The sequence below is a fragment of the Nitritalea halalkaliphila LW7 genome, from assembly GCF_000265075.1.
Taxonomy (GTDB): Bacteria; Bacteroidota; Bacteroidia; order Cytophagales; family Cyclobacteriaceae; genus Nitritalea; species Nitritalea halalkaliphila.
This window is the reverse complement of record NZ_AJYA01000002.1, coordinates 252,295-275,767: the sequence shown is the minus strand read 5'-3', so window position 1 is coordinate 275,767 and position 23,473 is coordinate 252,295. Positions and strand designations below refer to the sequence as shown.

The 23,473-nt window shown below is 50.2% G+C and carries 23 protein-coding genes and 2 pseudogenes; 7 read left to right on the top strand and 18 right to left on the bottom strand.

Annotation, left to right across the window (positions count from 1 at the left end; all coding sequences use genetic code 11):
• On the top strand, positions 1-193 hold a 193-nt coding region (locus A3SI_RS01870), incomplete at its 5' end, for an acyl-CoA dehydrogenase family protein (RefSeq protein ID WP_009053377.1).
• Between the two features lie 92 nt (positions 194-285).
• On the opposite strand, the pseudogene A3SI_RS01865 reads toward A3SI_RS01870, so the two are convergent.
• The 3 genes and pseudogenes from A3SI_RS01865 to A3SI_RS01855 form a co-directional block, all read right to left on the bottom strand.
• Positions 286-1,031 (bottom strand): annotated as a pseudogene (locus A3SI_RS01865) (MIP/aquaporin family protein).
• The gene (gene glpK / locus A3SI_RS01860; protein WP_009053376.1) at positions 1,031-2,521 is read right to left on the bottom strand and encodes a glycerol kinase GlpK; all 1,491 of its coding nucleotides are present in this window, start codon (positions 2,519-2,521) and stop codon (positions 1,031-1,033) included. The pseudogene A3SI_RS01865 and the gene glpK overlap by 1 nt, the downstream one beginning before the upstream one ends.
• A 125-nt stretch (positions 2,522-2,646) precedes the next feature.
• The gene (locus A3SI_RS01855; RefSeq protein WP_009053375.1) at positions 2,647-4,122 is read right to left on the bottom strand and encodes a glycerol-3-phosphate dehydrogenase/oxidase; all 1,476 of its coding nucleotides are present in this window, start codon (positions 4,120-4,122) and stop codon (positions 2,647-2,649) included.
• Positions 4,123-4,294: 172 nt separating this feature from the next.
• Between A3SI_RS01855 and A3SI_RS01850 the strand changes: the two genes are divergently transcribed.
• Positions 4,295-5,059 carry a DeoR/GlpR family DNA-binding transcription regulator gene (locus A3SI_RS01850; protein WP_009053374.1) on the top strand — a complete coding sequence of 255 codons (765 nt, stop codon included), beginning with the start codon at positions 4,295-4,297 and terminating at the stop codon, positions 5,057-5,059.
• An 87-nt stretch (positions 5,060-5,146) separates the two neighbouring features.
• Here A3SI_RS01850 and A3SI_RS01845 read toward each other — a convergent pair whose 3' ends face one another.
• The 6 genes from A3SI_RS01845 to A3SI_RS23065 form a co-directional block, all read right to left on the bottom strand.
• On the bottom strand, positions 5,147-5,668 hold the full coding sequence (locus A3SI_RS01845; protein WP_009053373.1) for a SixA phosphatase family protein: 522 nt from the start codon (positions 5,666-5,668) through the stop codon (positions 5,147-5,149).
• Positions 5,669-5,680: 12 nt separating this feature from the next.
• Positions 5,681-6,415 carry an RluA family pseudouridine synthase gene (locus tag A3SI_RS01840; protein WP_009053372.1) on the bottom strand — a complete coding sequence of 245 codons (735 nt, stop codon included), beginning with the start codon at positions 6,413-6,415 and terminating at the stop codon, positions 5,681-5,683.
• A 41-nt stretch (positions 6,416-6,456) separates the two neighbouring features.
• Positions 6,457-8,037: a peptide chain release factor 3 gene (locus A3SI_RS01835; RefSeq protein WP_009053371.1), complete on the bottom strand. Its 1,581-nt coding sequence runs from the start codon at positions 8,035-8,037 to the stop codon at positions 6,457-6,459.
• Positions 8,038-8,109: 72 nt separating this feature from the next.
• Positions 8,110-8,487: an ATP-binding protein gene (locus A3SI_RS23075; protein ID WP_009053370.1), complete on the bottom strand. Its 378-nt coding sequence runs from the start codon at positions 8,485-8,487 to the stop codon at positions 8,110-8,112.
• The gene (locus A3SI_RS23070; RefSeq protein ID WP_394330341.1) at positions 8,484-8,735 is read right to left on the bottom strand and encodes a hypothetical protein; all 252 of its coding nucleotides are present in this window, start codon (positions 8,733-8,735) and stop codon (positions 8,484-8,486) included. Before A3SI_RS23070 ends, A3SI_RS23075 begins: the two co-directional genes overlap by 4 nt.
• Positions 8,735-9,337 carry a hypothetical protein gene (locus tag A3SI_RS23065; RefSeq protein ID WP_394330340.1) on the bottom strand — a complete coding sequence of 201 codons (603 nt, stop codon included), beginning with the start codon at positions 9,335-9,337 and terminating at the stop codon, positions 8,735-8,737. The genes A3SI_RS23070 and A3SI_RS23065 overlap by 1 nt, the downstream gene beginning before the upstream one ends.
• Positions 9,338-9,480: 143 nt before the next feature.
• Between A3SI_RS23065 and A3SI_RS01825 the strand changes: the two genes are divergently transcribed.
• Together A3SI_RS01825 and katG are read left to right on the top strand one after the other, a co-directional pair.
• Positions 9,481-9,951, top strand: coding sequence for a Dps family protein (locus A3SI_RS01825; RefSeq protein ID WP_009053369.1), 471 nt, complete (start codon positions 9,481-9,483; stop codon positions 9,949-9,951).
• 99 nt (positions 9,952-10,050) lie between these two features.
• Positions 10,051-12,228 (top strand): catalase/peroxidase HPI, encoded by a 2,178-nt coding sequence (gene katG / locus A3SI_RS01820; RefSeq protein WP_009053368.1) that lies wholly within the window; start codon positions 10,051-10,053, stop codon positions 12,226-12,228.
• Positions 12,229-12,425: 197 nt separating this feature from the next.
• Here katG and A3SI_RS01815 read toward each other — a convergent pair whose 3' ends face one another.
• From A3SI_RS01815 to A3SI_RS01775, 9 genes and pseudogenes are all read right to left on the bottom strand, one after another.
• Positions 12,426-13,742, bottom strand: a complete 1,317-nt coding sequence (locus A3SI_RS01815; protein WP_009053367.1) for an ABC transporter permease — start codon at positions 13,740-13,742, stop codon at positions 12,426-12,428.
• The gene (locus A3SI_RS01810; RefSeq protein ID WP_009053366.1) at positions 13,732-14,631 is read right to left on the bottom strand and encodes an ABC transporter ATP-binding protein; all 900 of its coding nucleotides are present in this window, start codon (positions 14,629-14,631) and stop codon (positions 13,732-13,734) included. Before A3SI_RS01810 ends, A3SI_RS01815 begins: the two co-directional genes overlap by 11 nt.
• A gap of 59 nt (positions 14,632-14,690) precedes the next feature.
• A complete protein-coding gene (locus A3SI_RS01805) occupies positions 14,691-15,587 on the bottom strand; it encodes a hypothetical protein (protein ID WP_009053365.1) in 897 nt (298 codons plus the stop codon).
• A 71-nt stretch (positions 15,588-15,658) separates the two neighbouring features.
• Positions 15,659-16,765 (bottom strand): molecular chaperone DnaJ, encoded by a 1,107-nt coding sequence (gene dnaJ / locus A3SI_RS01800; RefSeq protein ID WP_009053364.1) that lies wholly within the window; start codon positions 16,763-16,765, stop codon positions 15,659-15,661.
• A gap of 9 nt (positions 16,766-16,774) precedes the next feature.
• Positions 16,775-17,350, bottom strand: a complete 576-nt coding sequence (locus A3SI_RS01795; protein WP_009053363.1) for a nucleotide exchange factor GrpE — start codon at positions 17,348-17,350, stop codon at positions 16,775-16,777.
• Positions 17,351-17,421: 71 nt separating this feature from the next.
• On the bottom strand, positions 17,422-18,414 hold the full coding sequence (gene obgE / locus A3SI_RS01790; RefSeq protein ID WP_009053362.1) for a GTPase ObgE: 993 nt from the start codon (positions 18,412-18,414) through the stop codon (positions 17,422-17,424).
• Between the two features lie 94 nt (positions 18,415-18,508).
• Positions 18,509-19,083 (bottom strand): annotated as a pseudogene (locus tag A3SI_RS01785) (adenylate kinase).
• Between the two features lie 45 nt (positions 19,084-19,128).
• The gene (gene hpt, locus A3SI_RS01780; protein ID WP_040669752.1) at positions 19,129-19,674 is read right to left on the bottom strand and encodes a hypoxanthine phosphoribosyltransferase; all 546 of its coding nucleotides are present in this window, start codon (positions 19,672-19,674) and stop codon (positions 19,129-19,131) included.
• A gap of 83 nt (positions 19,675-19,757) precedes the next feature.
• Complete coding sequence (locus A3SI_RS01775; protein ID WP_040669751.1) at positions 19,758-20,675, bottom strand: M20/M25/M40 family metallo-hydrolase; 918 nt, start codon at positions 20,673-20,675, stop codon at positions 19,758-19,760.
• A 160-nt stretch (positions 20,676-20,835) separates the two neighbouring features.
• Here A3SI_RS01775 and A3SI_RS01770 point away from each other — a divergent pair, with 160 nt between their 5' ends.
• From A3SI_RS01770 to A3SI_RS01760, 3 genes are all read left to right on the top strand, one after another.
• Positions 20,836-22,095, top strand: a complete 1,260-nt coding sequence (locus A3SI_RS01770) for an OmpA family protein (protein ID WP_009053358.1) — start codon at positions 20,836-20,838, stop codon at positions 22,093-22,095.
• Between the two features lie 159 nt (positions 22,096-22,254).
• Entirely contained in the window at positions 22,255-22,917 is a 663-nt protein-coding gene (gene upp, locus A3SI_RS01765) for a uracil phosphoribosyltransferase (RefSeq protein WP_009053357.1), read from the top strand.
• Positions 22,918-22,969: 52 nt separating this feature from the next.
• Positions 22,970-23,428 (top strand): hypothetical protein, encoded by a 459-nt coding sequence (locus tag A3SI_RS01760; RefSeq protein WP_009053356.1) that lies wholly within the window; start codon positions 22,970-22,972, stop codon positions 23,426-23,428.
• The last annotated feature ends 45 nt before the right edge of the window (positions 23,429-23,473 follow it).

Below are 23,473 nucleotides of genomic sequence, written 5' to 3'. Positions count from 1 at the left end.
TGCACAAGCGAAATACTACGCTTCCGAAGTGTGCGTAAGCGTTTCGAATGAGGCCGTTCAGATCTTCGGCGGCTATGGTTTCACGAAGGACTATCCGGTAGAGAAGTTCTACCGCGACTCTAAACTTTGCACCATCGGTGAAGGTACCTCAGAGATCCAGAAATTAGTGATTTCCAGAGAAATGCTCCGCTAAGGACATGCCCCTCCTTTGGCCTTCGGCCAAAAAAATAAAAAGGAAGCCAATACGAAACTGGCTTCCTTTTTATTTATTCCCCGCCCAAGCGCTTAGACCATGCCTACCTGTGCTAAAAGCTGATACAGCCCCGCCGCTAGTGCCGCTCCGAGCAGCGGGCCTACGATAGGTACCCAGCTGTAAGACCAGTCACTGGAGCCCTTGCCCCGAAGGGGAAGGAGCTGATGCATCAAGCGAGGTCCAAAATCCCGCGCCGGATTAATCGCGTAGCCCGTGGTGCCGCCTAAAGAAAGGCCGATCACCCAGACTAAAAATGCCACCGGCAGCGCTCCTAAAGCACCTAAGCCGATCGGGGTCTGGAGCTCATCCTGTAAGGCAGGCTCCTGCGCGTATAAAATCACTAAAATCAATACATTCGTGCCGATAAGCTCGGAGAAAAAATTACTCGGCAGGTTCCGTATCGCAGGCGCGGTTCCGAAAGGAGCGAATTTAAGCCCCTGATCGTCAGTAGCATCGAAATGATCCTTATAGAGTAGCCACACAATCCCCGACCCAAACATAGCGCCGATCACTTGCGCCAGTACGTAGGCCGGCACATCCGCCCAAGGAAAATCCCCTGTCAGCGCTAAAGCAAAGGTGACAGCAGGGTTTAGGTGCGCCCCGCTGTAGGGACCCGCCACCACCACGCCCACAAATACCCCTAGGCCCATGCCGTGGTAATCACCATCCAGCCACCGCCATGGCCTTTGGTTCCCGGCAAAACCACGTTCGCCACCACCCCACAGCCTAGGGCCAGCAGCAGGGAAGTGCCCACAAATTCCGCTACAAATGCCTCCATCAGTTCGTCCAGTTTTTAGCCCGATCCACTGCTTTATGCCAGAAGCGTAAGTTCTTGGCCACCTGATCCCCATCCGCTTTTGGCTGAAAATCGCGATCCGACTCCCAAAGCGCACGAATCTCTTCTTCATCCTTCCAAAATCCGACCGCAAGCCCCGCTAAAAAGGCTACTCCGATTGCGGTCGTTTCCGTGATTTTTGGTCTGCGAAGGGTGCAGCCTAATATATCCGCCTGAAACTGCATTAAAAAATTGTTGGCTGTGGCGCCGCCATCCACACGCAGCTCCTTGGTTTCTGCGCCGCTGTCCTGCTCCATCGCCTTTAAGACGTCATGCACCTGATAAGCGATCGCCTCCAGCGTGGCGCGGGCCATATGTGCCTGCGTAGTGCCGCGGGTAAGCCCGAAAAAAGCCCCTCTCGCATCCTGATCCCAATGAGGTGCTCCCAAGCCCGACAGCGCCGGCACAAAATATACTCCTTCATTATCGGTTAAACTGTTGGCCAGATCCTCCGTTTCGCTGGCATGCTCGACCAGCTGAATACCATCTCGCAACCACTGCACAGCGGCACCTCCGATAAAAACAGACCCCTCCAGCGCATAGTGCACCTTACCGCCTACTTGCCAGGCGATGGTCGTGAGCAACTTATTCGCCGAGCGGACAGGCTGTTCCCCCGTTTGCATGACCAGAAAGCAACCCGTTCCATAGGTGGTTTTCGCCATTCCTTTCCCTGTACACAGTTGACCGAATAGCGCCGCCTGCTGATCGCCCGCCACCCCTGCGATCGGGATTTTGGTCGACAGAATATCTCCAGAAGTCTCGGCCACCACCGCTGAGCTTTCCGCCACCTCCGGAAGCATGGCCGCAGGTATATCGAACAGCGCTAAAAGCTCCTCATCCCACTTTAAGGTATGAATGTTAAAAAGCATGGTCCTACTCGCATTCGTCACATCTGTCACATGCCGACGCCCGCCCGTGAGCTTCCAGATCAGCCAGCTGTCCACTGTTCCGAAGGCTAGCTTTCCTGCCTCGGCTGCCTCCCGCGCACCCGGCACCTCTTCTAAGATCCAGCGCACCTTAGTGGCTGAAAAATAGGCATCCAAAATCAGCCCCGTCTTCTCCCGAATAAGCTCCGCATGACCCGCCTCTTTCAACTGATCGCAGTAGGGCGCCGTCCGCCGATCCTGCCAGACGATTGCCCGATGCAGGGGCTTGCCCGTCTCCCTATCCCAGACGATGGTAGTCTCCCGCTGATTCGTGATGCCGATCGCCGCGATATCCGCCGCCTTCAAGCCCTCCTGTGTCAGCGCCTCGATCATCACCGCCGACTGAGTGGCCCAGATCTCCTGTGGATCATGCTCGACCCAGCCCGCACGGGGAAAAAACTGTTTAAAATCCTTCTGCGCCACCGAAACGATGTGTCCTTCCTTATCGAAAACGATGGCCCGGGAGCTGGTCGTCCCCTGGTCTAATGCTAAAATATATGCACCCATGGTCTTATTTTGGTCTTTATTGTTTTTCTGTTATTTGCTGCGCAAAAGATACTTACTGGCTACTTTTTCGAAGTCGGCAAGCTCCTGCTCTACCCAGCTGGCAGGATACTGATGGTGCTGAGCAATCAACTCAGCACCTGAGGCGCCACTTTCAGCGCCAGCGCAGCATCCTGAATCAGCATGCGACTTCTTCTGGCCAGCACATCCTCCACACGCATGGCCATCTCCTCCCGCAGCATATACACCACTTCCCCTACCGTGAGTGGGTGGTCTGGGTGTAGGCGTGCGCCAAAGCTTGGTTTTTCCGCCTCCACCGCTTCGACTTTGGATAGCGCCGCGCCATAGCCCTTACGAGGACCCGACACCGGCGTAGCTGTATAGCCGTAAAAGCGAATATCCGCCGAAGCGCTAGGCTTGAGCGTCCCAGCACCCGTGACCTGCTTGAAATAGGCCACCGTGTCCTCTCCCATTTTTCGGAACGTGGTCCACTTGCCTCCCGTGATCGATACCAGCCCGCTGGAAGAAACGATTACCTTATGGGAACGCGAAATTTCTTTGGTCTTCGTGCTTCCTTCTTGCGGTGCCGCCAGAGGCCGTAAGCCAGCGAAAACCGCACGCACATCTTCCCTGCTTGGCGCAGGATTTAAGTAAGCTCCCGCTGTCTCCAGCACGAAGTCCACTTCCTTCTCCAGCGCTTCGGGCTCCAATTTAGCCTTTTCCCGTATAGTATCCGTAGTTCCCACGACGATTTTATCCATCCAAGGTACCGCGAAAAGCACACGCCCATCAGAAGTTTTCGGTATCATCAGCGCATCCTGTCCACTTAAAAAGTGCTTGTCCAGCACCAAGTGAATGCCCTGGCTAGGTTGAATGCTTTTGGGTGCTGCCGGCTCATCTAAGCGCAAAATCTTATCTGCAAAAACCCCTGTGGCATTGACGATCATTTTGCCCTTCAGGGCATATGTGCCGCCACCAATCTCATCCTTCACCTGCACGCCGCAGAGCTTTCCTTTCGCGTCTTTATCTAAGCCTTTAACGTGCATGTAATTCAACATGCAGCCCCCCATTTCCTCACAGGTTTGGGCGATCGCAAGCGCTAAACGCGCATCGTCGAACTGCCCATCATGGTACACCACGCCCCCTTGAAGCCCAGCAGATTTCACTTGGGGCAAGCGACGAAGAGTCTCTTCCCGCGAAATAAAGCGCGACTTCCCTAAACGTAGTTTACCCGCCATCCAGTCGTATAATTTCAACCCTATGCTGTACTGCAGGCGGTCAAACCAAGTATAAATCGGTATAATGAACGGTTGATTATACGTGAGATGCGGAGCGTTTTGGAGTAGACGCCCCCTTTCGCGAAGGGCCTCCAGTACGAGACCCACGTCACCCTGTGCGAGGTAACGTACCCCACCATGCACCAACTTGGTACTTCTACTAGATGTGCCCTTAGCAAAGTCTGCTTTTTCAAGTAGCACGACGGAAAGGCCACGCGAAAGCGCATCCAGTGCCACCCCTAAACCGGAAGCTCCACCACCGATCACGATGAGGTCCCACAGCTTTTCTCCATCCGCTACACGCTCCAAGTTTCTTTTTCTTTCCATTTTGTTCGTTTGTTTACTCAAATATACTCAAAAAGAAAGAAAAAGAAAGCAAACGAAAGCAAACGAAAGTATTTTTCTTTCTTTTGGTTTCTTTTTTCTATATTTACCTACGAAATCGAACAGAAAAGAAAGCAAACGAACATTCGCCTAAGGGCTTAAAACGGGATACAGCATGACACAAGCAGAACGGCACAAGTACATTTTAGATAAGTTGCACGAAGAGGGATTCGTCAGCGTGACCGACTTAAGTCAGGCCCTAAACGTAACGGTGGTCACCGTGAGAAGGGATTTAGGGATATTAGAGGAAAAGGGCCTACTCTACCGCAGCCACGGATCTGCCACACTGACGGCACCTTATGTGGCCGATCGCTCTGTCTCGGAAAAGAAACTCGTGGCAGTAGCTGAAAAAATCAAAATTGCCGAACTGGCGGCTGGCTTAGTGGAATCGAAAGACTCGATCATTATCGGCTCCGGAACCACCGTCGTAAATTTCGCTCAGGCCCTACCCCGTAATAAGAAGTTGACGGTCCTCACAGCGGCCATGAATGTGACAGCGGCGCTGATGGACGCTGTGGAAATCGAAATCGTCCAAATAGGCGGTGTGGTCCGAAGAAGCTCTGGCTCTGTGGTCGGGCACTTTGCTGAGGATATGATTCGGCAGTTCGCCTGCGCGAAACTCTTCCTAAGCGCAGACGGTCTGGGCTTCGAACATGGTTTGACGACCTCTCACATGATGGAGGCGAACTTAAACCGGATCATGATGCGCCATGCACAAAAAACATACTTGCTGATCGACTCCAGCAAGTTCGGAAAAAAAAGCTTTGGAAAAATCTGTGACCTGGATGCCATCGATGTGTTAATCACAGACCCAGGCATCCCCGATGTATATAAAGAAAAGCTGGAAGAGCTGGGGGTAGAAGTAAAAATCGCCTATTAAATGCTTAAAAGACCGAGAGGCTAGGATGCCTCTAAAAAATAAGCCACGCGCTGATCCGGAAAGCTTGGAATCAGCGCGTGACTTTTTTTAGTCGAAGTCCCGGTACACTTTGCGCACCGCCGCACTTTTACCATCTGCTTTTAGCTCCACTTCAAAGATAAAGTCATACTCCAGGTCCGTGAGCTCCTGAAAGGAATCCTGCCCCTCCGCCAGAAAGTAGTTCACCAGATGATGAATCGTATTACTATGCCCCACTACGATGGCATTTCCCTCTCGCTTCCGCAACTCTTCCACCAGCGCATCGTGATCCTTCACATCATATAACTCCAGATCGATACCCTGCGCATCGGCCAGCGGCTTCAGTGTGGCTAAGCAGCGGAGGTAATTGGTGCTGAAAGCATGCTGAATCCCCTTGTCCGCCATTAGCTGATTGAGCTTTTCGGCGCGGGCACTACCCGCTACACTTAGCATAGGGTCCTCGCCAGTTAAGAGTTTCTCCGCATGCCGCACGACATAAATGGTTTTAGGAGACTGTTTGGGTCCACAGGCCTGAAAACAGACCAAAACGAGGAGCATCCATCCGAAAGCTATCCCTAGACTTCTTTTCATTCTTACACGTTTTTATCCTGAAAATGTATTGTCGATATGTTGGTCCTTCGCCTTAATCGGCTCGAAGGCATAGAACTGCTCCCAGAACTCCTCCTCTGGCAAGGCGGCACGGAGGTACAGTTTTTCCTTTTTAATCGGGTGCATAAACACCAGCTGGAAGGCGTGCAGGTGGATACTGCCGTCCGGATTTGGGCGTACAAAACCATATTTCACATCCCCACGAATCGGGCAGGACATCGAAGCCAGCTGCACCCGAATCTGATGTGGGCGACCGGAGACGGGACGTACTTCCAGTAGCCAGTGCTCATTAAGCTGCCCGAGGCGTTTATAGGTAAGCTCTGCCTTTTGACTTCCCGGCACCTCCCGCTCATGCGCGCTCACGACATTACGCTGCTCGTCCTTCACCAGGTAGTGCGTCAGCTTGCCCTTTTCCTCCTTCGGTTTCCGCTTCACCACAGCCCAGTACACCTTATGAATTTCCCGCTTGCGGAAAAGCTCCATCATGCGCTCCAGTCCCTTTGAGGTGCGCGCGAAAACTACCAGCCCGCTAACGGGACGGTCTAGGCGGTGCACAGGGTGCAAAAAGACCTCACCCGGCTTATTGTATTTTACTTTTATATACTCTTTGCAGTAGTCTATTAGCGTTTTATCCCCCGTACGATCCCCCTGCACCAGCACACCGGCGGCCTTGTTCACGACGAGCAGATGATTGTCTTCATATACTACGTTAAATGGTTTTCTTTTCATAGCTATGGCCCCCTAAAGGGCATCTAGTAAGCGATTTTTAATTAAAACTCAGAGGTAAAATGGAACTGGATATCGGGATAGTTATCCTGCACCATCTGCAACCAAGCGCGTGATTCCGCCATAAAAACAGGCTTCCCCTCTTTATCATAGGCGATATGCCGATTCTTGCTACGGATAAACTCATCTAATACTTTTTTATCCTTAGCATGCACCCAGCAGGCTTTATACAAGTTCATGGGCGCAAATTCCACAGAGGCATTGTATTCATTTTTCAGACGAAACTGAATAACTTCGAACTGCAGCTGCCCTACTGTACCGATGACCTTCCGTGCCCCGATGTCGTAAGTAAAATACTGAGCTACTCCCTCCTCCATCAGCTGACGTAAGCCTTTTTCCAGCTGCTTCGTTTTCATCGCATCCTTATTGATAACCTCCTTAAAAATCTCTGGGGAGAAGGCGGGAATGCCCTTGAAGACCATGTCTTCCCCCTCTGTGAGGGTATCGCCAATTTTCAAATTACCGGTATCGTAGAGACCTACGATATCCCCTGGAAAAGCCTCGTCCACTAACTCTCGATCCTGGGCCATAAACTGCGTCACATTACTGAAGCGCAGGGGCTTAGGACCTTTCACATGCGTGTAGGGCCTGTTGCGCTGGAATTTACCCGAACAGATTCGCAAGAAAGCGATTCGATTTCGGTGATTCGGGTCCATATTCGCGTGAATTTTAAAGACAAAACCCGAAAACTTCTCCTCTTCCGGAAGGACCTCGCGAACTTCCGTATGCCGACTTTTCGGGGCAGGGGCGATACGGATAAAGGTGTCGAGGAGCTCGTTCACCCCGAAATTATTTACCGCCGATCCGAAAAATACGGGGGCCACCTTGCCTTCTAAATATCCTTGGACATCAAAGTCCGGATATACGCCTTCTATCAGCTCTACATCCTCCCGCAGCTGAGCCGCAGGACCGACGCCGATTAATCCCTCTAAGCGTGGATCTTCCACATCTTCGAAGGTCTGCCGGTCATCACTCAGCTTGCGCTGGGAAGGCGTAAACAGATTCAGCTGCTTTTCATACAGGTTATATACTCCTTTGAAGGACTTTCCCATCCCGATCGGCCAGGAAAGCGGGCGCACCTGAATATTCAGTTTCTCCTCCACCTCATCTAAGAGCTCGTAAGGATCGCGGCCTTCGCGGTCTAATTTATTAATAAAACAGATCACCGGCGTGTTCCGCATGCGGCAGACCTCCATGAGCTTTTCCGTCTGGATCTCCACCCCCTTCACACAGTCGATGACCATGATCACCGAGTCCACCGCCGTCAGCGTGCGATAGGTATCTTCGGCGAAGTCTTGGTGACCCGGCGTGTCCAGCAAGTTAATTTTAATGTCTTTATAAGTAAAGCCCATCACCGAGGTCGCCACAGAGATACCCCGCTGCTTTTCGATCTCCATCCAGTCAGATTTCGTCGCCACATCGATTTTATTGGACTTCACAGCCCCTGCGGTTTGGATGGCTCCGCCAAAAAGGAGTAGCTTCTCCGTCAGCGTGGTTTTTCCTGCATCGGGGTGGGCGATGATCGCAAAAGTGCGTCTCTTCTGTATTTCTTTCGAGAAACTCATGTGTAAGCGTTAACTGAAATCGATATAAAACGCAAAGTTACGCTTTCTCACGGAATTATACCCATCTGCAGCTTAATGCTGTACGAAGTCCTCCGCTTTAAATTGGAAGGAAGGATCTTTCACCCCGTTCAAGACGATGCGAAACGTAGTGCCCATTCCAGGCTCAGACTGCTTCACGAAAATCTTGCCCTCATGATAGCCTTCGATGATGCGCTTGGCTAACGTTAAGCCGAGCCCCCAGCCCCGCTTCCGAGTTGTAAAACCTGCTTGAAAAATCTTGCTCGCCGTCCGCTTGTCCATACCCTTGCCCGTGTCGCGAATGTCCACGAGGACATAGCGCTCCGATTCCCGAATGATGTTGATGTCGATCTTCCCCTGTCCACGCATAGCATCTACGGCATTTTTACAAATGTTCTCGATCACCCATTCGAATAGGGCGCGACTCATCATGCTTCGATATTTTCAGCATAGCCATTTAAGGTAATCGAAACCTTCGTCGAAATCCGCGGGCGGAGATAGTTGATCGTATCATCGATGACCGCATACACATTCTCGGGCTTGATCACAGGCTTACTCCCGATACTGCTGAAGCGCTCCGTTACCATGCGTAGCTTGACGATATCCTTATCCATCTCTAAAATCACTTCCTTATTCTCGTCATAAACAGGAGAATGCCGCAAGTAATCGATCCAAGCCATCAGCGAGGCGATGGGGTCCCCAGCTGGTGGGCGGTCTCCTTGGTCAGGCCAGCCCAAACACGATTCTGCTCGGCCAGCTTGGTCTGATTAAAAACCACATAAACCAGCAAGCCAAAAACCAAAATAACCGATAGCTGTACGTAAGGGTAATAGCGTAAACTGTATAACAATTCCGAATTTCGGTAATACACATGCGCATCTTCGATGTAAATCGGCTCATATTCGGCCTCCATCCGCTTCAGCTCATCTGCTAATTTGGCATCGATTTCTTCATCGGTGGCATTGCGTTTGAACTTGATGTTTTTAAAGTCTGTGGGCGTCCCCGACCTGTCCACCACGATGACCGGAATGGAGTAATTCTGCTGAATGATCTCCTGGGTAACGAAATTCAGGTTTTCGGAATAGATGTACGCATATTCCAGCGCATTAGCGAACAGCTCGATCTGCCGCTTCTCCCGCTCACGCAGCTCCTCCACGAGCATATGCGTGTAAAACAGTGAGGAAATCCCGATCACAAAGGAACTGACGATGACCAGCACCTTAATCCGACTCCGGTTTCCGTACAGATCTAAGGTATTAATGCCCTTAAGGGAGAACTTCATTTTATCTATTGGAATTTATAACTGATAGACCACATCTATGAGGCATCGAAACGAAGCATCTATTAAAGTGCGGCTTTCCCACCAATTAATGGTAAATTTGATTTCCAAAGTAAATAAATTCAATCTACTAAACAAACGCAACTATGAGCACGAATCAGATTGGCCTCCCGGCCAAAGACAGCAAAGCCCTCGCGGAGCAGTTAAATAAGCTTTTAGCTACCTATGAAATTTACTATCAAAACCTTCGAAATTTTCACTGGAATGTGGCAGGCCCGAACTTTTTCGAGCTGCATGCCAAGTTCGAAGAGCTTTACACGGCAGCGACCTTAGCGATCGATGAAACCGCGGAAAGAATTTTGACCTTAGACCAGCGTCCTTACTCCACCTTCGCCGAATTTATCTCCCATGCAGCCATCCAGGAAGCGGGCGAGGTGAAGGATGCTACAGAGATGGTGCGTATCATTCGCGATAACATCACGGCACTGCTTCAGCTGGAGCGAGAAGTATTAGAAGCCGCCGGCGAGCAGGCAGATGAAGGTACCGCCTCCCTGATGAGTGACTACATCACGGCAAAGGAAAAAGTGGTGTGGATGCTTTCGGCTTATTTACGCTAAGCAGCGCTCCTGAAAAAAACAGTAGTCATGTAGAAAGGGGCGCTATAGCCCCTTTTAACCACGAGAAGAATCACAGCTATAAACCCTAAACATAAAACGATGGAACAGCGATCAAAGTCCGGGGGCAAATGCCCTGTCATGCATGGTGCGAATACAGTGCAAGAAAAAAACGTTATGGAATGGTGGCCAAATGCCCTAAATCTGGACATTTTACACCAGCATGATGAAAAAACAAAACCTTACGGTGCCGATTTTTCCTATAAAGATGCCTTTTTGAGCCTTGATTTAGAGGCTGTAAAATCCGACTTGAAGGCACTGATGACGGATAGTCAAGACTGGTGGCCAGCGGACTGGGGCACCTATGGAGGCTTGATGATCCGGATGGCCTGGCATGCTGCTGGCACCTATCGCGTGGCGGACGGACGTGGGGGCGCTAATACGGGTAATCAGCGTTTTGCACCGCTAAATAGCTGGCCCGATAACACGAACCTGGATAAGGCGCGCCGACTTCTATGGCCGATCAAGAAGAAATATGGAAATGCGCTATCTTGGGCCGACCTCTTCGTACTCGCCGGAAACATGGCCTACGAATCCATGGGCTTTAAGACCTTTGGTTTCGCAGGAGGCCGTGAGGACATTTGGCACCCTGAAAAAGACATCAACTGGGGCTCGGAGCGTGAATGGCTGGGCAAGTCACGCTATGCAGATGCCAGTGCTGACTCCCTGGCTAACCCCCTAGCTGCGGTGCAGATGGGCCTAATTTATGTGAATCCAGAAGGAGTGGATGGCAATCCAGACCCGCTAAAGACGGCACATGATGTCCGCACGACCTTTGCGCGGATGGCGATGAATGACGAGGAAACGGTGGCGCTGACTGCAGGTGGTCACACGGTAGGAAAAACGCATGGAAATGGTTTAGAAGCACATTTGGGGCCGAATCCAGAGGGTGCCGATGTGGAAGAGCAAGGGTTCGGCTGGAAAAATCCGAAAGGCAGCGGACATGGCGCAGACACGGTAACGAGCGGCTTGGAAGGCGCTTGGACCACCACACCGGATCGCTGGAATCATACCTACTTCCACCTGCTACTGAACCATGAGTGGGAGCTTACCAAGAGCCCCGCTGGCGCCTGGCAGTGGGAACCTGTCGCGATGAAAGAGGAGGATAAGCCATTCGATGCACATATCCCCGGTGTCCGCAGAAATCCCATCATGACGGATGCAGACATGGCGATGAAAATGGACCCGGCCTACCGCAAAATTTCCCAACGCTTTTACGAAGATCCAGCTTACTTTGAAGATGTTTTTGCACGTGCCTGGTTTAAGTTGACTCACCGAGACCTCGGCCCGAAAAGCCGCTATCTGGGTGCAGACGTACCGCAGGAGGAGTTGATTTGGCAAGACCCCGTGCCTACCGTAGGGTATACCCTGAGCGAAGCGGAGATCACAGCCCTGAAGGCCAGCCTCTTACAGCTGGACGTCGCACCTGCCGATTTTATCAGCACGGCATGGGACAGCGCACGTACCTTTCGTGGCTCGGATTACCGCGGAGGTGCGAACGGCGCCCGTATCCGTCTCGAACCGCAGCGGAGCTGGGAAGGGAATGAGCCCGAGCGCCTGGAGCGCGTACTCACTGCCCTAACCGAATTCCAAGCTGGATTAGAAAAAAAGATCAGTCTAGCCGATTTAATCGTGCTGGCAGGGACGGCCGCAGTAGAACAAGCGGCCCGAAAAGCGGGCGTTTCCCTCACCGTACCTTTTTCCCCTGGCAGGGGCGACGCTACGGCAGAGCAGACCGATGCGGAATCCTTCAGTTATTTAGAGCCCGTGCATGATGGCTTCCGAAACTGGCTCAAGCCCGGTGTGGAGGCAAAGGCCGAGGAGCTGCTCGTAGACCGCGCACAGTTAATGGGCTTGACCGCCGCTGAGATGACGGCGCTGGTAGGCGGCATGCGGGTGCTGGGCACGAACTATGGAGGTACTGAGAAAGGCGTCTTTACAGATCGCGTGGGCGTTTTGAGCACAGATTTCTTCGTGCATCTCACAGACATGGCCTACAGCTGGAAGTCCACTGGTGCGGACAGCTATGCCTTAGTGGACCGCAAAACCGGAGAGGAGGCCTTCACCGCCAGCCGTGTGGACTTGGTGTTCGGCTCGAATTCCATCTTGCGCGCCTATGCCGAATACTATGCCCAGGACGATATGGCCGAGCGCTTTGTGCAGGACTTTTGCCGCGCTTGGGTGAAGGTGATGGATGCCGACCGTTTTGATTTAAAATAAGCCCTTCAGGTCCCTTTCTTGGCGCCGAGGCGCAAAAAAAACCTTCTCTTAAACCTATCCCTTTCCCTCTGGAATCCTTTCGCGGACTTTCGAGAGGGAAAGGTTTTTCTTTTTAACGTGCGGGCACTACACGCGGATACGCCCCCTTTCCGCAAGGCAAGCACCCTTTAGAGCAGCTGAGAAGTGTAGTCTCCTTTTTAATCTTCCCGCTTCAGCCAGGACCAGAGCACCTTGAAGTTGACTTTGGCCCCGTGGGCCAAGATCCCTATTTTATAGATTTTCGCTGCCACCCAGGTGCTGCCGATGAAGCCGAGAATCAGCAGGCTCATGGAGAGTAGGAGTTCCCAAAAAGGGATGCCATAGGCGGCGCGGCCCACCATCGCGATCGGGGAAGTGAGGGGGAAGACGCTGAGATAAAAGCTGGTGCTACTGTTCGGGTCCTGAAGGACAAAGAGGAAGAGCCCCATGTAAGCGACCAGCAGGGGAATCGTCACCGGCAGGACGAACTGCTGGGCATCTGCCGGGGTGTCCACAGCCGCACCGATAGCAGCGAAGAGTGCCCCATAGAGCAGGTAGCCTCCGAGGAAATAAAAGAGGAAAATGCTTAAAATATAGGCATAATCTACTTGTAGGAGCGGCATAAGCAGGCGTGCAGGTCCTTCGGAGAGAGCCGGATCGATGCTATCGGCAGCCAGTCCCTGGGCTTCTAAGAGTTCCGCTTGGGGCATACGTATCCCAAAAAAAGACCAAAGCAGTGAGCTGAGCAGGCTAATGAGCAGCACCCAGATGCCGAACTGTGTCAGCCCCACGGCGGCGATCCCGATGATTTTTCCCAGCATCAGCTGGAAGGGCCGCATGGTCGCCACGAGTACCTCCATGATTCGGCTGGATTTTTCTTCGATGACCCCCTGCATGATTTGATTGCTGTACAAAAAGATAAACAGATAAATGAGGATGCCACTGACAAAGCCGATGCCGTACTGAACGCGGGCGTCACCGGCGACCTCATCTCCACTGGAGGCCAGCGTGATGGTTTCCAGGCTCACAGGAGTTCTGACAGCCTGCAGGATACCGGGATCCACGCCGCTGTTTTGGAGCTTGGTGTCCTCGATGCGTCTTTTTAGGCTGGCTTCGATCATGCTGGTAAAGCTAAGTGGGGGGCTGACCTCACTGTAAAAGCTGATGCCCCGGGGGCGCTCCATATCTAATGGAGGAATATGGAGCAGGCCGAAGCGTTCTCCTTTGCGCACCAGTTCCTTAGCCTCATCGAGGGAGATTTTACCATAGGAAAAAGCGTACTGCTCCATACTTTCCAAGAAGAAGAAGTCCTGCTCATCGACCACTTCGATGATCCTCAGGCTGCTGCGCTCCCCTTCACTGACGGCCAGCCAGAGAATCCCGCCCATGATGGCGGGAAAGAGCAGAGGGGTGATGAGGGTGGCAAGCAGGAAAGATTTTTTTCGAACACGCGTGGTGTACTCCCGCTGAATGAGGAGGGCTACTTTATGCATCATGCTGCTGGGAACTCGCTTGTTGGATGAATATTTCTTCTATCGTCGGCACATGGGGCTGGAAGGAGGTCACTAGACCTTTTTCGATGTAATGGCTCAGCTGGGCGTTCGCTTCTCGGGCATCTCCCTGGATGAGCACCTGCTGCGGGGTGGTGGCTAAGTGCTCTCGGCTGTCCGAAAGATAGGGAAGATAGTCGAGGGTATAGGTTTTTTGGCTGAAACGGGCTTTAACATCGGGCACGGTGCCGTGTAAAACCAGGCGCGAACGATGCAGCATGGCCAGCGCATCGCAGAGGCTCTCTACCGATTCCATGCGATGTGTGGAGAGCATGATCGTCGTCCCCTGTTTTTTTAAGCGGAGGATTTCCTTTAGCACCAGGTCTGCGTTTACTGGATCAAAACCCGAGAAGGGCTCGTCTAAAATCAGGAGCCGAGGTTCGTGGAGGACCGTAGCGATGAACTGCACCTTTTGGGCCATGCCTTTCGAGAGCTCCTCCACCTTTTTATCTGCCCAGCTCAGTAGGTTAAAGCGTTCCAGCCAATCCTTCGTGCGGATCTTCGCCTCGGCACTACTGAGGCCACGAAGCCGCGCGAAAAAAAGCAGCTGCTCCTTTACCACCATTTTTTTATACAGCCCACGCTCCTCGGGCAGGTAGCCGATTTTCCGGATTTCTTTTGGGCTGAGCACACGCCCCTCCAGTAGCACACGACCGGAGTCGGCGGTAATGATCTGATTAATGATGCGGATAAGGGTAGTCTTGCCGGCGCCATTTGGGCCTAACAGGCCAAAAACTGTTCCCTCCGGAACCTGAAAACTCACATCCTGGAGGGCCTGGTGCCCTTGGTAACCCTTATGCAGGTGCTGGATGTCTAAAAGGGTATCGGAAGTCATGAAATCTAATTTTCTGGGAAAATACAGCGAATCCCGGAAAGCTCAAAACTTCCTCGCACTTACTTTAAGGTGAGGCTACCCACGGAAATATCTACGTTTACATAGAGCGCATTTTCAGGATCGCGCTCATACCCTCTCGAAACGTAGGTGCGCTGCTGCTTATTCCCGGTGGAACGGAGGTGCTTCGGCATGTGAATCCGACACATAGGAGAAGACTTGATCGTCAACTTATACGGTTTATCTGGGTCTGGAAGCTGCATGTTTAATTTGCCGGCACCTACCATCGCGTGTAAAGTGCCGCCCTGATGCACGGTGTTGTCCAGACTGATGTCGATGGTTCCGTAATTGACATCGAATAAAACTGTTTTGGCTCGCGCCAAATTAATCTGACGTGCCTCTAAATTACCCATATTAATACGGACCTGTAAGGTATCCATGGCGATCGCGTTCGGCTTATCTGCATCATAGCCGAGGGTGATGTCAGCGCTGGCGGAATTGATGATACAATTAGCCACCTGCAATTCAGACAGATTAATAAATGCCTTTCCGATGCCGAAGACGAAGTCTAAGTCGAGAGGATGTCGTTTATTAATCCCTACACGCCAGTCATGCTCGAAGTTTTCTTCTGTGTTCGAAAAAAGTTTATAGCTCAGGCTTTTGCTGAAGGACTCATTTTCCACATTTCGGTGGTGCAGCATGATTTCCTGTCGGCCATCCGCCATGGTATCGTCGAACTGGGGGAGGATGTTAAGATTTGAGAGGGAAGATTTCACCCAGATAGGCGCTTCCCCCATACTGGAATGAAAGCGGCTGACACCTTTATAGACGTCAAAATGAAAATAGATAGACTCTACCCCTTCCCGCTTGGCAGCGGTATAATCGCGTTTTATGACCTGCTGGGCATGCAGCTGCACGCTGCAAAACAGGAGTAAAAGAAGCAGGGGTACTCTTAACATAACTTCTACCTACGCGGGTACAGCAAGAAGGTTTCTTTTTAAGCAAAAAAAAGACCCCGAAGGTCCATTTTTTATGAAAACATGTCTTTCACACGATCGAAGAAACCTTTTTCAGATTTTCCCGGGTCTGGGCGGAAGTTTTCGGCATCGCGAAGTTTTTCCAGAAGCTCCCGCTCCTCGCGAGAAAGCGCCTTAGGAGTCCACACATTCACATAGATGAGTTGATCCCCAGAACCATACCCATTGATATCTTTTATGCCTTTACCTTTCAGGCGCAGCACTTTACCACTCTGCGTGCCGGGCTCCAACTTAATTTTCACCTTTCCATCGATGGTAGGCACCTCGAGTTGAGCTCCTAGCGCCACATCTACGAAGCTGACATACAGGTCATAGATGACATTATTTCCATCTCGCTTAAAGTTATCGCTTTCGATTTCTTCGATAAGGATAAGTAGGTCACCCGGAATACCTCCTGCAGTCTCGTTCCCTTTGCCAGACATGCTCAGCTGCATGCCATCAGCCACGCCGGCAGGTATCTGGATCGGGATCACTTCCTCTTTCAGGACCATACCGCGTGCATCAGCTTCTGCGGGTTTTTTATCCACGATTTGGCCATTTCCACCGCAGGCAGGGCAAGTGGAGGCAGAGACCATCTGCCCTAGCATAGTGTTAACGACCTTTTTTACCTGACCCGTACCCTGACAAGTTCCACAGTTCTTAAAGGTCACACCGTCGGCGAGCACCTGTCGCTTCACTTTAATCTTTTTCTCTACACCGTTCGCTACTTCTTGTAGGTTAAGCTTCAGCTTCACGCGTAGGTTTGTCCCTTTTTTGGTGCGTCTGCGGCCTCCGCCGCCTCCGCCAAAGAAGGAGTCGAAGCCACCTCCGCCGAAGATATCTCCGAACTGAGAGAAGATATCATCCATGCTGGCACCTCCACCGGAGAAACCTCCGCTAACGCCCTGATGGCCGTACTGATCGTAGCGCTGCTTTTTCTCTGGCGTACTCAGCACATCGTAAGCCTCAGCAGCTTCCTTAAACTTCTCTTCTGCTTCCGCATCTCCCGGATTTTTATCTGGGTGATACTTGATCGCTAATTTTCGATAGGCTTTTTTGATTTCCTCAGGGCTTGCGCTCTTCGAAACTCCTAATACCTCGTAATAATCTCTCTTTGCCATGCCTATTTCTTATGCTCCTATGACCACTTTTGCATACCGCACGACGCGGTCACCGAGCATGTAGCCTTTTTCTACTACATCCACTACCTTGCCTTTAAGCTCTTCAGAAGGAGCTGGAATCTGTGTGATGGCCTCTTGGAAATCTGCATCGAAAGGTTTTCCGACAGCATCTTCCATCGGCTTTAAGCCCTTCTGCTCTAGTGTTTTCATCAACTTCTGCACGACGATCTGATTTCCGTCACGTACTTTTTCTGCATCTGTCTCTGCGGCATGCGCTTTCGCGGCACGCTCGAAGTCATCCAGTACAGGAATAACCGCTTTCAGCACCTCTTCAGAAGCTGTCTTGATCAAGTCTAAGCGCTCCTTTGCCGTTCTTCTGCGGTAATTATCGAATTCAGAATACAGGCGCAAGTATTTATCTTTATACACTTGGGCCTCCTCGCTTACAGGCGTATCAGTTTCTGGCGCTGCTGACGTTGTGCTTTCAGTTGCTGCTGCCTCATCGGCCGCTTGCTGCTCATCGGCTATCTGCTGCTCCAGCTCTTCTTCCTGTAGGGTGGATTTATCGTGTTCTTTCTCTGCCATTTTTGAATTTATTTTCGATTCGTTCTACACAATCAAAATGCCACACCGATTTGGCCTGACAAGTTGTCGCATTAGGCATGAATCGTGTTCCAGATTAGGTCTTTAAGTTGCTCGAGCTGGTACCCTGACACCGAAGAAATAAAGAGTGAAGGTACGTCATCAGGAAGTTCTCGTTTCATTTCTTCCATCAGCTCCTCATCCAGCATATCCGCTTTAGAGATCGCGAGCAGTCGTTTTTTATCCAGCAGTTCCGGATTATAGCGCTCCAGTTCGCCCAGCAGCACCTGATAGGCCTCCCGTATGCTCGGCGCATCGGCGGGCACCATAAACAGCAGGAGCGGATTTCGCTCGATATGCCTCAGGAAGCGCAGTCCAAGCCCTTTGCCCTCGGCAGCCCCCTCTATGATACCTGGAATATCCGCCATGACGAAAGAGCGATCATCGCGATAGGCGACGACACCTAGATTCGGCACGAGTGTGGTGAATGGATAGTCGGCGATTTCCGGTTTCGCAGCAGAAAGGCTGCTGAGCAGTGTGGACTTACCTGCATTCGGGAAACCCACCAGTCCGATATCAGCCAGCAGCTTAAGCTCTAAAATGATCCATTCTTCGATGCCCTCTTCCCCTGGCTGCGCATAGTGAGGCGCCTGATTCGTAGCCGACTTAAAGTGATCATTTCCTAAGCCGCCACGTCCTCCGCGCGTAAGGACCACCTCTTGCCCATCTTCCGTGATTTCAAAGCGCGTCTCAAAGGTCTCCGCATCTTTGGCTACTGTACCTAAAGGCACCTCAAGGATAATATCTTTACCATCACGCCCCTTCCGGCGTCCCCCTTCTCCAGGCTTTCCGGCCTCGGCGATTACATGCTTTTTATATTTTAAGTGTAATAGTGTCCACAGTTGCGCATTACCGCGCAAAATAATGTGGCCGCCACGTCCGCCGTCACCACCATCAGGACCTCCCTTAGGCACATGCTTTTCTCTGCGAAAGTGAAGAGAACCTGCCCCTCCTGCCCCGGAGCGGGAGCAGAATTTTACATAATCGATAAAGTTAGAATCCGCCACTGCTGGTATCTATTTAATCTTGTCATTAACCCGTTAAAAAAAGGCTAGACGTTTCGGTCTAGCCTTTCGAATGGCAAAGATACGGATAATATTTTTATTCGTAACTGTCTATGGTTTTGACGATAGCGGCGAAGATTTCATCGATCTCTCCCACACCATTAATGCTGCTTAGTTTTCCCTGCTTCTTGTAGTAACCCGCAACTGGTAGCGTCTCGTCTAGATACACCTTAATTCTGTTCGCTACCTTGGCATCATCTTGGTCATCGCTACGGCCAGAGGTCTTGCCCCTTTCCTTTATGCGCTCCTTAAGTACCTCCTCCGGAACCTCCAGTGCGATCATCCCTTTAATCGGCGTGCCTTTCTCATTCAGTAGCGCATCAAGTGCCTCAGCTTGGGCCACAGTCCGCGGGAACCCATCGAAAATAAACCCTTGGCTATCCGATGTGCTCTTGATTTTTTCATCGACCATGCCGATAACCACTTCATCCGGAACCAAGTTGCCTTCGTCCATGTATTTTTTCGCTAACTGCCCTAGAGGGGTGCCTTCTCCCAGGTGTTTTCTAAAAAGGTCACCGGTAGAGAGGTGGGTCAAGCCATATTTGGCAATAAGTTTTTCACTCTGCGTGCCTTTTCCTGCTCCCGGAGGCCAAATAATACGATATTGAGCATAAGTGTCTGTTCGGTTTATAGTGAAAAGGGGCCTCTCCCCTTACTTCATAAAGTATGTTCGTCTTCTTTAAGCTGGTAGATCTCTCCGATATTCCGGCCGAAACCATTATAATCGAGTCCATAGCCCACCACAAATTTTTTCGGTATCTCAAATCCCGTGTAGTGAATGTCCACTGGGTGCTGCAAGGCCTCGGGCTTCACGAGCAGGCTGCATATACGGATGGAGGCCGCTGCCTCTTTGGCCATACTGGCCAAAAGATACTGCATACTAAGCCCGGTATCTACGATATCTTCCACGATAAGGATTTCTTTTCCTTTCAGGGAGGTAGACAGCCCTAGAAGCTCGGACACCTCCCCAGTAGAGCGCGTACCTGCATAGGAAGCGATTTTAATGAACTGTAGCTCCATAGGAATAGTAATTTCCTTTACTAAGTCACTACAAAACATAAAGGCTCCATTTAGCACAGCAAGCACACAGAGCGGTTTCCCTGCATAGTCCGCACTAATCTCTGCTCCCAGAGACTGGATGCGTTCCTGCAGTGTTTCTTTAGATAAATAGGGGACAAATGACTTGTCCAAAATTTGAATCATACCGATTTTTTTGCCTTCGCGAGAAGGATTAAACAAATATACTACAATTACCGTCTGAGCCCTTGTTTATTCTTGCTAAACCGCTATAGCTTTTCGAGCAAGTACTTGTACAGGTCGACCATGGCATAGAAATCTTTCCAATAGACTTTTTCGTTTGGCGTATGCACATGATCTTCAGGGGCTCCGATAAAGCACCAATCGAGTGCGTAGGGCGAAAATTGTACCTCACGCCCATCACTCCCGCCATGGGCTTCCACCTCTAACTGGTAGGAGACTCCGGATTGTTTTGCCAAAGATACTATCTTTTCTAAAAAGGCTCTCCTCGGGATGTAACGGTCTCGAAGGGAGATGGCGACTCCTTCACCATGGCGCACGCCTTCCGTCACCCACGTGATATCGGAAATGAGCGCCTGCTTGACGGGGTGTGTTTCCATAATAAAACGCAGTAAAAAGGGCATACTTCCTCCTCCATGCTCCTCATAGGTACTAAAAACCACCCAGGCATCACGGACTTCTTCGCATTGGAGTAGGGCGTTATACACCCCTAGGCGATTATCCAGGTAGGCTGCTTGTATAAAGGTTTCATTACTACGGATATGCTGCTTAAAGGAAAAATAAGTCCCGGGACGCACGGCTCTGGGAAAATCATGAAACAGTTCGTCCTCCATAACGTTTAAGCGGCAATGGATGGGGCCTAAATCGTCCTCTCCCTCTAGTGTAAAGGCAGCATCCACTTCGGGACCTCCCACAGGGATGAGCTGGTTTTGATAGCGGCTCATGAAGCCGATCGTGTCGACATGAGCGAAAATAGCAGTTCGAGGATTTCCGAATTTTAACAGTAAACAGTCATGAAATTCTTCTCCATAGTAGATTTCAGGTTGAACTTTCCAAAATATTTTACGTTCTTGCACGTAATTTAAAATATATTTGGTGACTTCCTTTTCATCGCCCGAAACGGACCGAATATGCAATAAATCTTCTAAGACACCCGGTATTGGCATAATTTATGTTAATTTAGCGCAACGATTAACCTTTATTTGATTCAATTTTCGCTACCTTTTCTCCAAAAAAAAGGCAGCGTTTTTGATTAGATGTTAAAAGTTGTAAATTTGAACCTTGAAACCAATTAAACACTCAAATCTGGATAAAAAATTTTTTATCATGAAAAAAATCCTACTATCTACCCTAATGGCCGGCGCCATGGCTTATGGTGCCCACGCCCAAGACGACTTTAACAAGTGGTCCATTGAAGTTGGAGGTGGTTTTAACCACGCTGCAACCCCCTTCTCTAGCGCTTCATTCGAAACGCCATTACTAAATTTAGGCCACGCTCATGTAGGCGCTAGATACATGTTAACCGAAAAATTCGGATTCAGAGCAGACTACGCGTTTGGTCAGTTTACATCCTCGGATAATTCCTTACCGTTTAGCACAAACTATTACAGAGCAAACCTGCAAGCCGTTGCTAATTTAGGTCGAATAGCTAATTTCGAACAGTTCACAAATAGAATTGGGCTATTAGGTCACTTTGGTGCTGGTTTTGGTCGACAAACACCCCAAGACAATCAATTTGCTGACGAGAGAGATAATCTTTACAACGTGATGGGAGGATTTACTGCTCAAGTAAGACTCACTAACAGAATAGCATTAACGGGTGATATTTCTCATGTTATCACGGGTAGAAATGCCTTTACCGTTGACGGGGATGCACTAGTACAAGGTAGAAGAAGTATCGGAAACTGGTGGTCCGCCACTGTTGGACTTAACTTCTACCTTGGAAGTAAATCACAACATGCAGACTGGTACATCGCTGCTGAGAAGTATGCTACGAAAGTGGAGCTTGCTGAGCAGATCGGTGAAATCAAGGATATGCTGAAAGATTCTGATGGAGATGGTATTCCAGATTACTTAGATAAGGAGCCAAATACACCTGCCGGTGCTCGTGTAGATTCTTTCGGAAGAACACTTGACTCTGATGGTGATGGTATTCCTGATCACTTAGATAAGTGTCCATTCGTTCCTGGTCCAGCATCTAACGACGGATGTCCGATCGAAGAAGTAGTAGAAACTGACTTCTTCAAGAAAGCTATCAACGAAAACTATGTGAATGTATACTTCGCATTCGATAGCGCTAAGCCACTAGGTTTCTCTGCTTCTGCTGTAAATCACGTAGCTAACTTCATGAAGCGTAATCCTGAAGTGAAACTAGAAATCAAAGGTTTCGCGGATGAAATCGGTCCAGAAGATTATAACATGAAGCTTTCTGAGCGCAGAGCGAAAGCAGTAGAAAAACTTCTTATCGAAGCAGGTATCGATGCTAGCAGACTTTCTGCTAAAGGCTTTGGAGAAGATACAAGCGTAGATAAAAAATCTGCTGAAGCACGCCAGCTAGCGAGAAGAACTTCATTCGAAGTAAAATAATTCACATGAAAGTATAGTGAAGGGAGGACAAAGTCCTCCCTTTTTTTTGGCTTTATACGAAAAATGAGTAAATCGAAAGATGAAAATGACGGTTTCAGTCGCGCCATAAGCTAAATAAAGGCTCCCATCGTATTTTATGAACTAATCCAAGCGTAATTCATGTCCGTACACACTCATATACTAAGTAACGAAAACTCCGTTTTACTCTCCTACCTGGCTGAACTCAGAGATCCACTGATCCAAAAAGACCGCTGGAGATTCCGCCAAAACCTACAGCGTATCGGCATGCTCATGGCTTACGAGCTTTCTAAAACACTGGAATACACTCCACAAACAATCCAGACACCTCTCGGTAGCCTGGAAAGCCCTCTACTCAATCAGCAACCTATTCTTATCAATGTTCTCCGCGCAGCCTTACCGCTGTACGAAGGGTTTTTATCTATTTTCGACCAAGCAGACAGTGGCTTTATCGGCGCCTACCGAGAACCACATGGAGCGACGACAGATCCGGAAATTGGATTTTTTTATCAAGCACTACCTGACATCGATGGGAAAGAGGTCTTGTTTATAGACCCCATGCTGGCATCAGGAAACTCGTGCATTCAGACGATAGAGGCTCTTTTACGTCACGGAAAACCGAAGCATATTCATATCGCAGCCGTTATCAGTGCCCCAGAAGGCATTCAGAAAATTAAAGATAAAATACAGTTCCCCCTAACCATTTGGACAGCAGCCTTAGACGCTGGCCTAAACGATCAGGCATACATTTTGCCCGGACTCGGAGATGCAGGAGATTTAGCTTTTGGAGTAAAAACCAGTTGATCTACAAACCTAATCAGGCCCTACCCAGTTTACCAAGCGCATCCCTATTCCCATGACAGAGTACATCCTTACCTTTTTCTTCATCTTGGCCCTATCCATGGTGAAGTTTGTTGCTGGCCCCGCCTTAGGCTTAGCGGCAGGATATTCCGTTTTGGAAGTTATCCTAGTTACTTTTTTAGGCATGATGAGTAGCGTACTGCTCATTACGCAGCTCGGACAGTGGTACAAGCGCTGGCGGGCTACACGACCTAAACCGCGCCTATTTTCCAAAAAAGCGCGACTCATTATCCGCGTCTGGAGAAGCTTCGGGCCAAATGGCATCGCCTTTCTCACCCCCGTTTTCTTGACTCCGATAGGAGGTACTCTGGTCATGAATGCACTGGGGGTCACTAAAAAGAAGATTTATCTCACCATGAGTGTGAGCGCACTGGCATGGGCTACTTTTTTTGCCCTTTCCTTCGATCTTTTAATCCAAATTCCCCTTATCGCAGCATTAATGCCCTCTTTCTAATACCTCCTTACATCTGCGTACAGCTCTACCTGAACACTACTCCGA

Coding starts and splice junctions, on each gene's coding strand:
- glpK (WP_009053376.1), bottom strand. CDS start 2,521: ATGGGTGCATATATTTTAGCATTAGACCAGGGGACGACCAGCTCCCGG.
- A3SI_RS01855 (WP_009053375.1), bottom strand. CDS start 4,122: ATGGAAAGAAAAAGAAACTTGGAGCGTGTAGCGGATGGAGAAAAGCTG.
- A3SI_RS01850 (WP_009053374.1), top strand. CDS start 4,295: ATGACACAAGCAGAACGGCACAAGTACATTTTAGATAAGTTGCACGAA.
- A3SI_RS01845 (WP_009053373.1), bottom strand. CDS start 5,668: ATGAAAAGAAGTCTAGGGATAGCTTTCGGATGGATGCTCCTCGTTTTG.
- A3SI_RS01840 (WP_009053372.1), bottom strand. CDS start 6,415: ATGAAAAGAAAACCATTTAACGTAGTATATGAAGACAATCATCTGCTC.
- A3SI_RS01835 (WP_009053371.1), bottom strand. CDS start 8,037: ATGAGTTTCTCGAAAGAAATACAGAAGAGACGCACTTTTGCGATCATC.
- A3SI_RS23075 (WP_009053370.1), bottom strand. CDS start 8,487: ATGATGAGTCGCGCCCTATTCGAATGGGTGATCGAGAACATTTGTAAA.
- A3SI_RS23070 (WP_394330341.1), bottom strand. CDS start 8,735: ATGGCTTGGATCGATTACTTGCGGCATTCTCCTGTTTATGACGAGAAT.
- A3SI_RS23065 (WP_394330340.1), bottom strand. CDS start 9,337: ATGAAGTTCTCCCTTAAGGGCATTAATACCTTAGATCTGTACGGAAAC.
- A3SI_RS01825 (WP_009053369.1), top strand. CDS start 9,481: ATGAGCACGAATCAGATTGGCCTCCCGGCCAAAGACAGCAAAGCCCTC.
- katG (WP_009053368.1), top strand. CDS start 10,051: ATGGAACAGCGATCAAAGTCCGGGGGCAAATGCCCTGTCATGCATGGT.
- A3SI_RS01815 (WP_009053367.1), bottom strand. CDS start 13,742: ATGATGCATAAAGTAGCCCTCCTCATTCAGCGGGAGTACACCACGCGT.
- A3SI_RS01810 (WP_009053366.1), bottom strand. CDS start 14,631: ATGACTTCCGATACCCTTTTAGACATCCAGCACCTGCATAAGGGTTAC.
- A3SI_RS01805 (WP_009053365.1), bottom strand. CDS start 15,587: ATGTTAAGAGTACCCCTGCTTCTTTTACTCCTGTTTTGCAGCGTGCAG.
- dnaJ (WP_009053364.1), bottom strand. CDS start 16,765: ATGGCAAAGAGAGATTATTACGAGGTATTAGGAGTTTCGAAGAGCGCA.
- A3SI_RS01795 (WP_009053363.1), bottom strand. CDS start 17,350: ATGGCAGAGAAAGAACACGATAAATCCACCCTACAGGAAGAAGAGCTG.
- hpt (WP_040669752.1), bottom strand. CDS start 19,674: ATGATTCAAATTTTGGACAAGTCATTTGTCCCCTATTTATCTAAAGAA.
- A3SI_RS01775 (WP_040669751.1), bottom strand. CDS start 20,675: ATGCCAATACCGGGTGTCTTAGAAGATTTATTGCATATTCGGTCCGTT.
- A3SI_RS01770 (WP_009053358.1), top strand. CDS start 20,836: ATGAAAAAAATCCTACTATCTACCCTAATGGCCGGCGCCATGGCTTAT.
- upp (WP_009053357.1), top strand. CDS start 22,255: ATGTCCGTACACACTCATATACTAAGTAACGAAAACTCCGTTTTACTC.
- A3SI_RS01760 (WP_009053356.1), top strand. CDS start 22,970: ATGACAGAGTACATCCTTACCTTTTTCTTCATCTTGGCCCTATCCATG.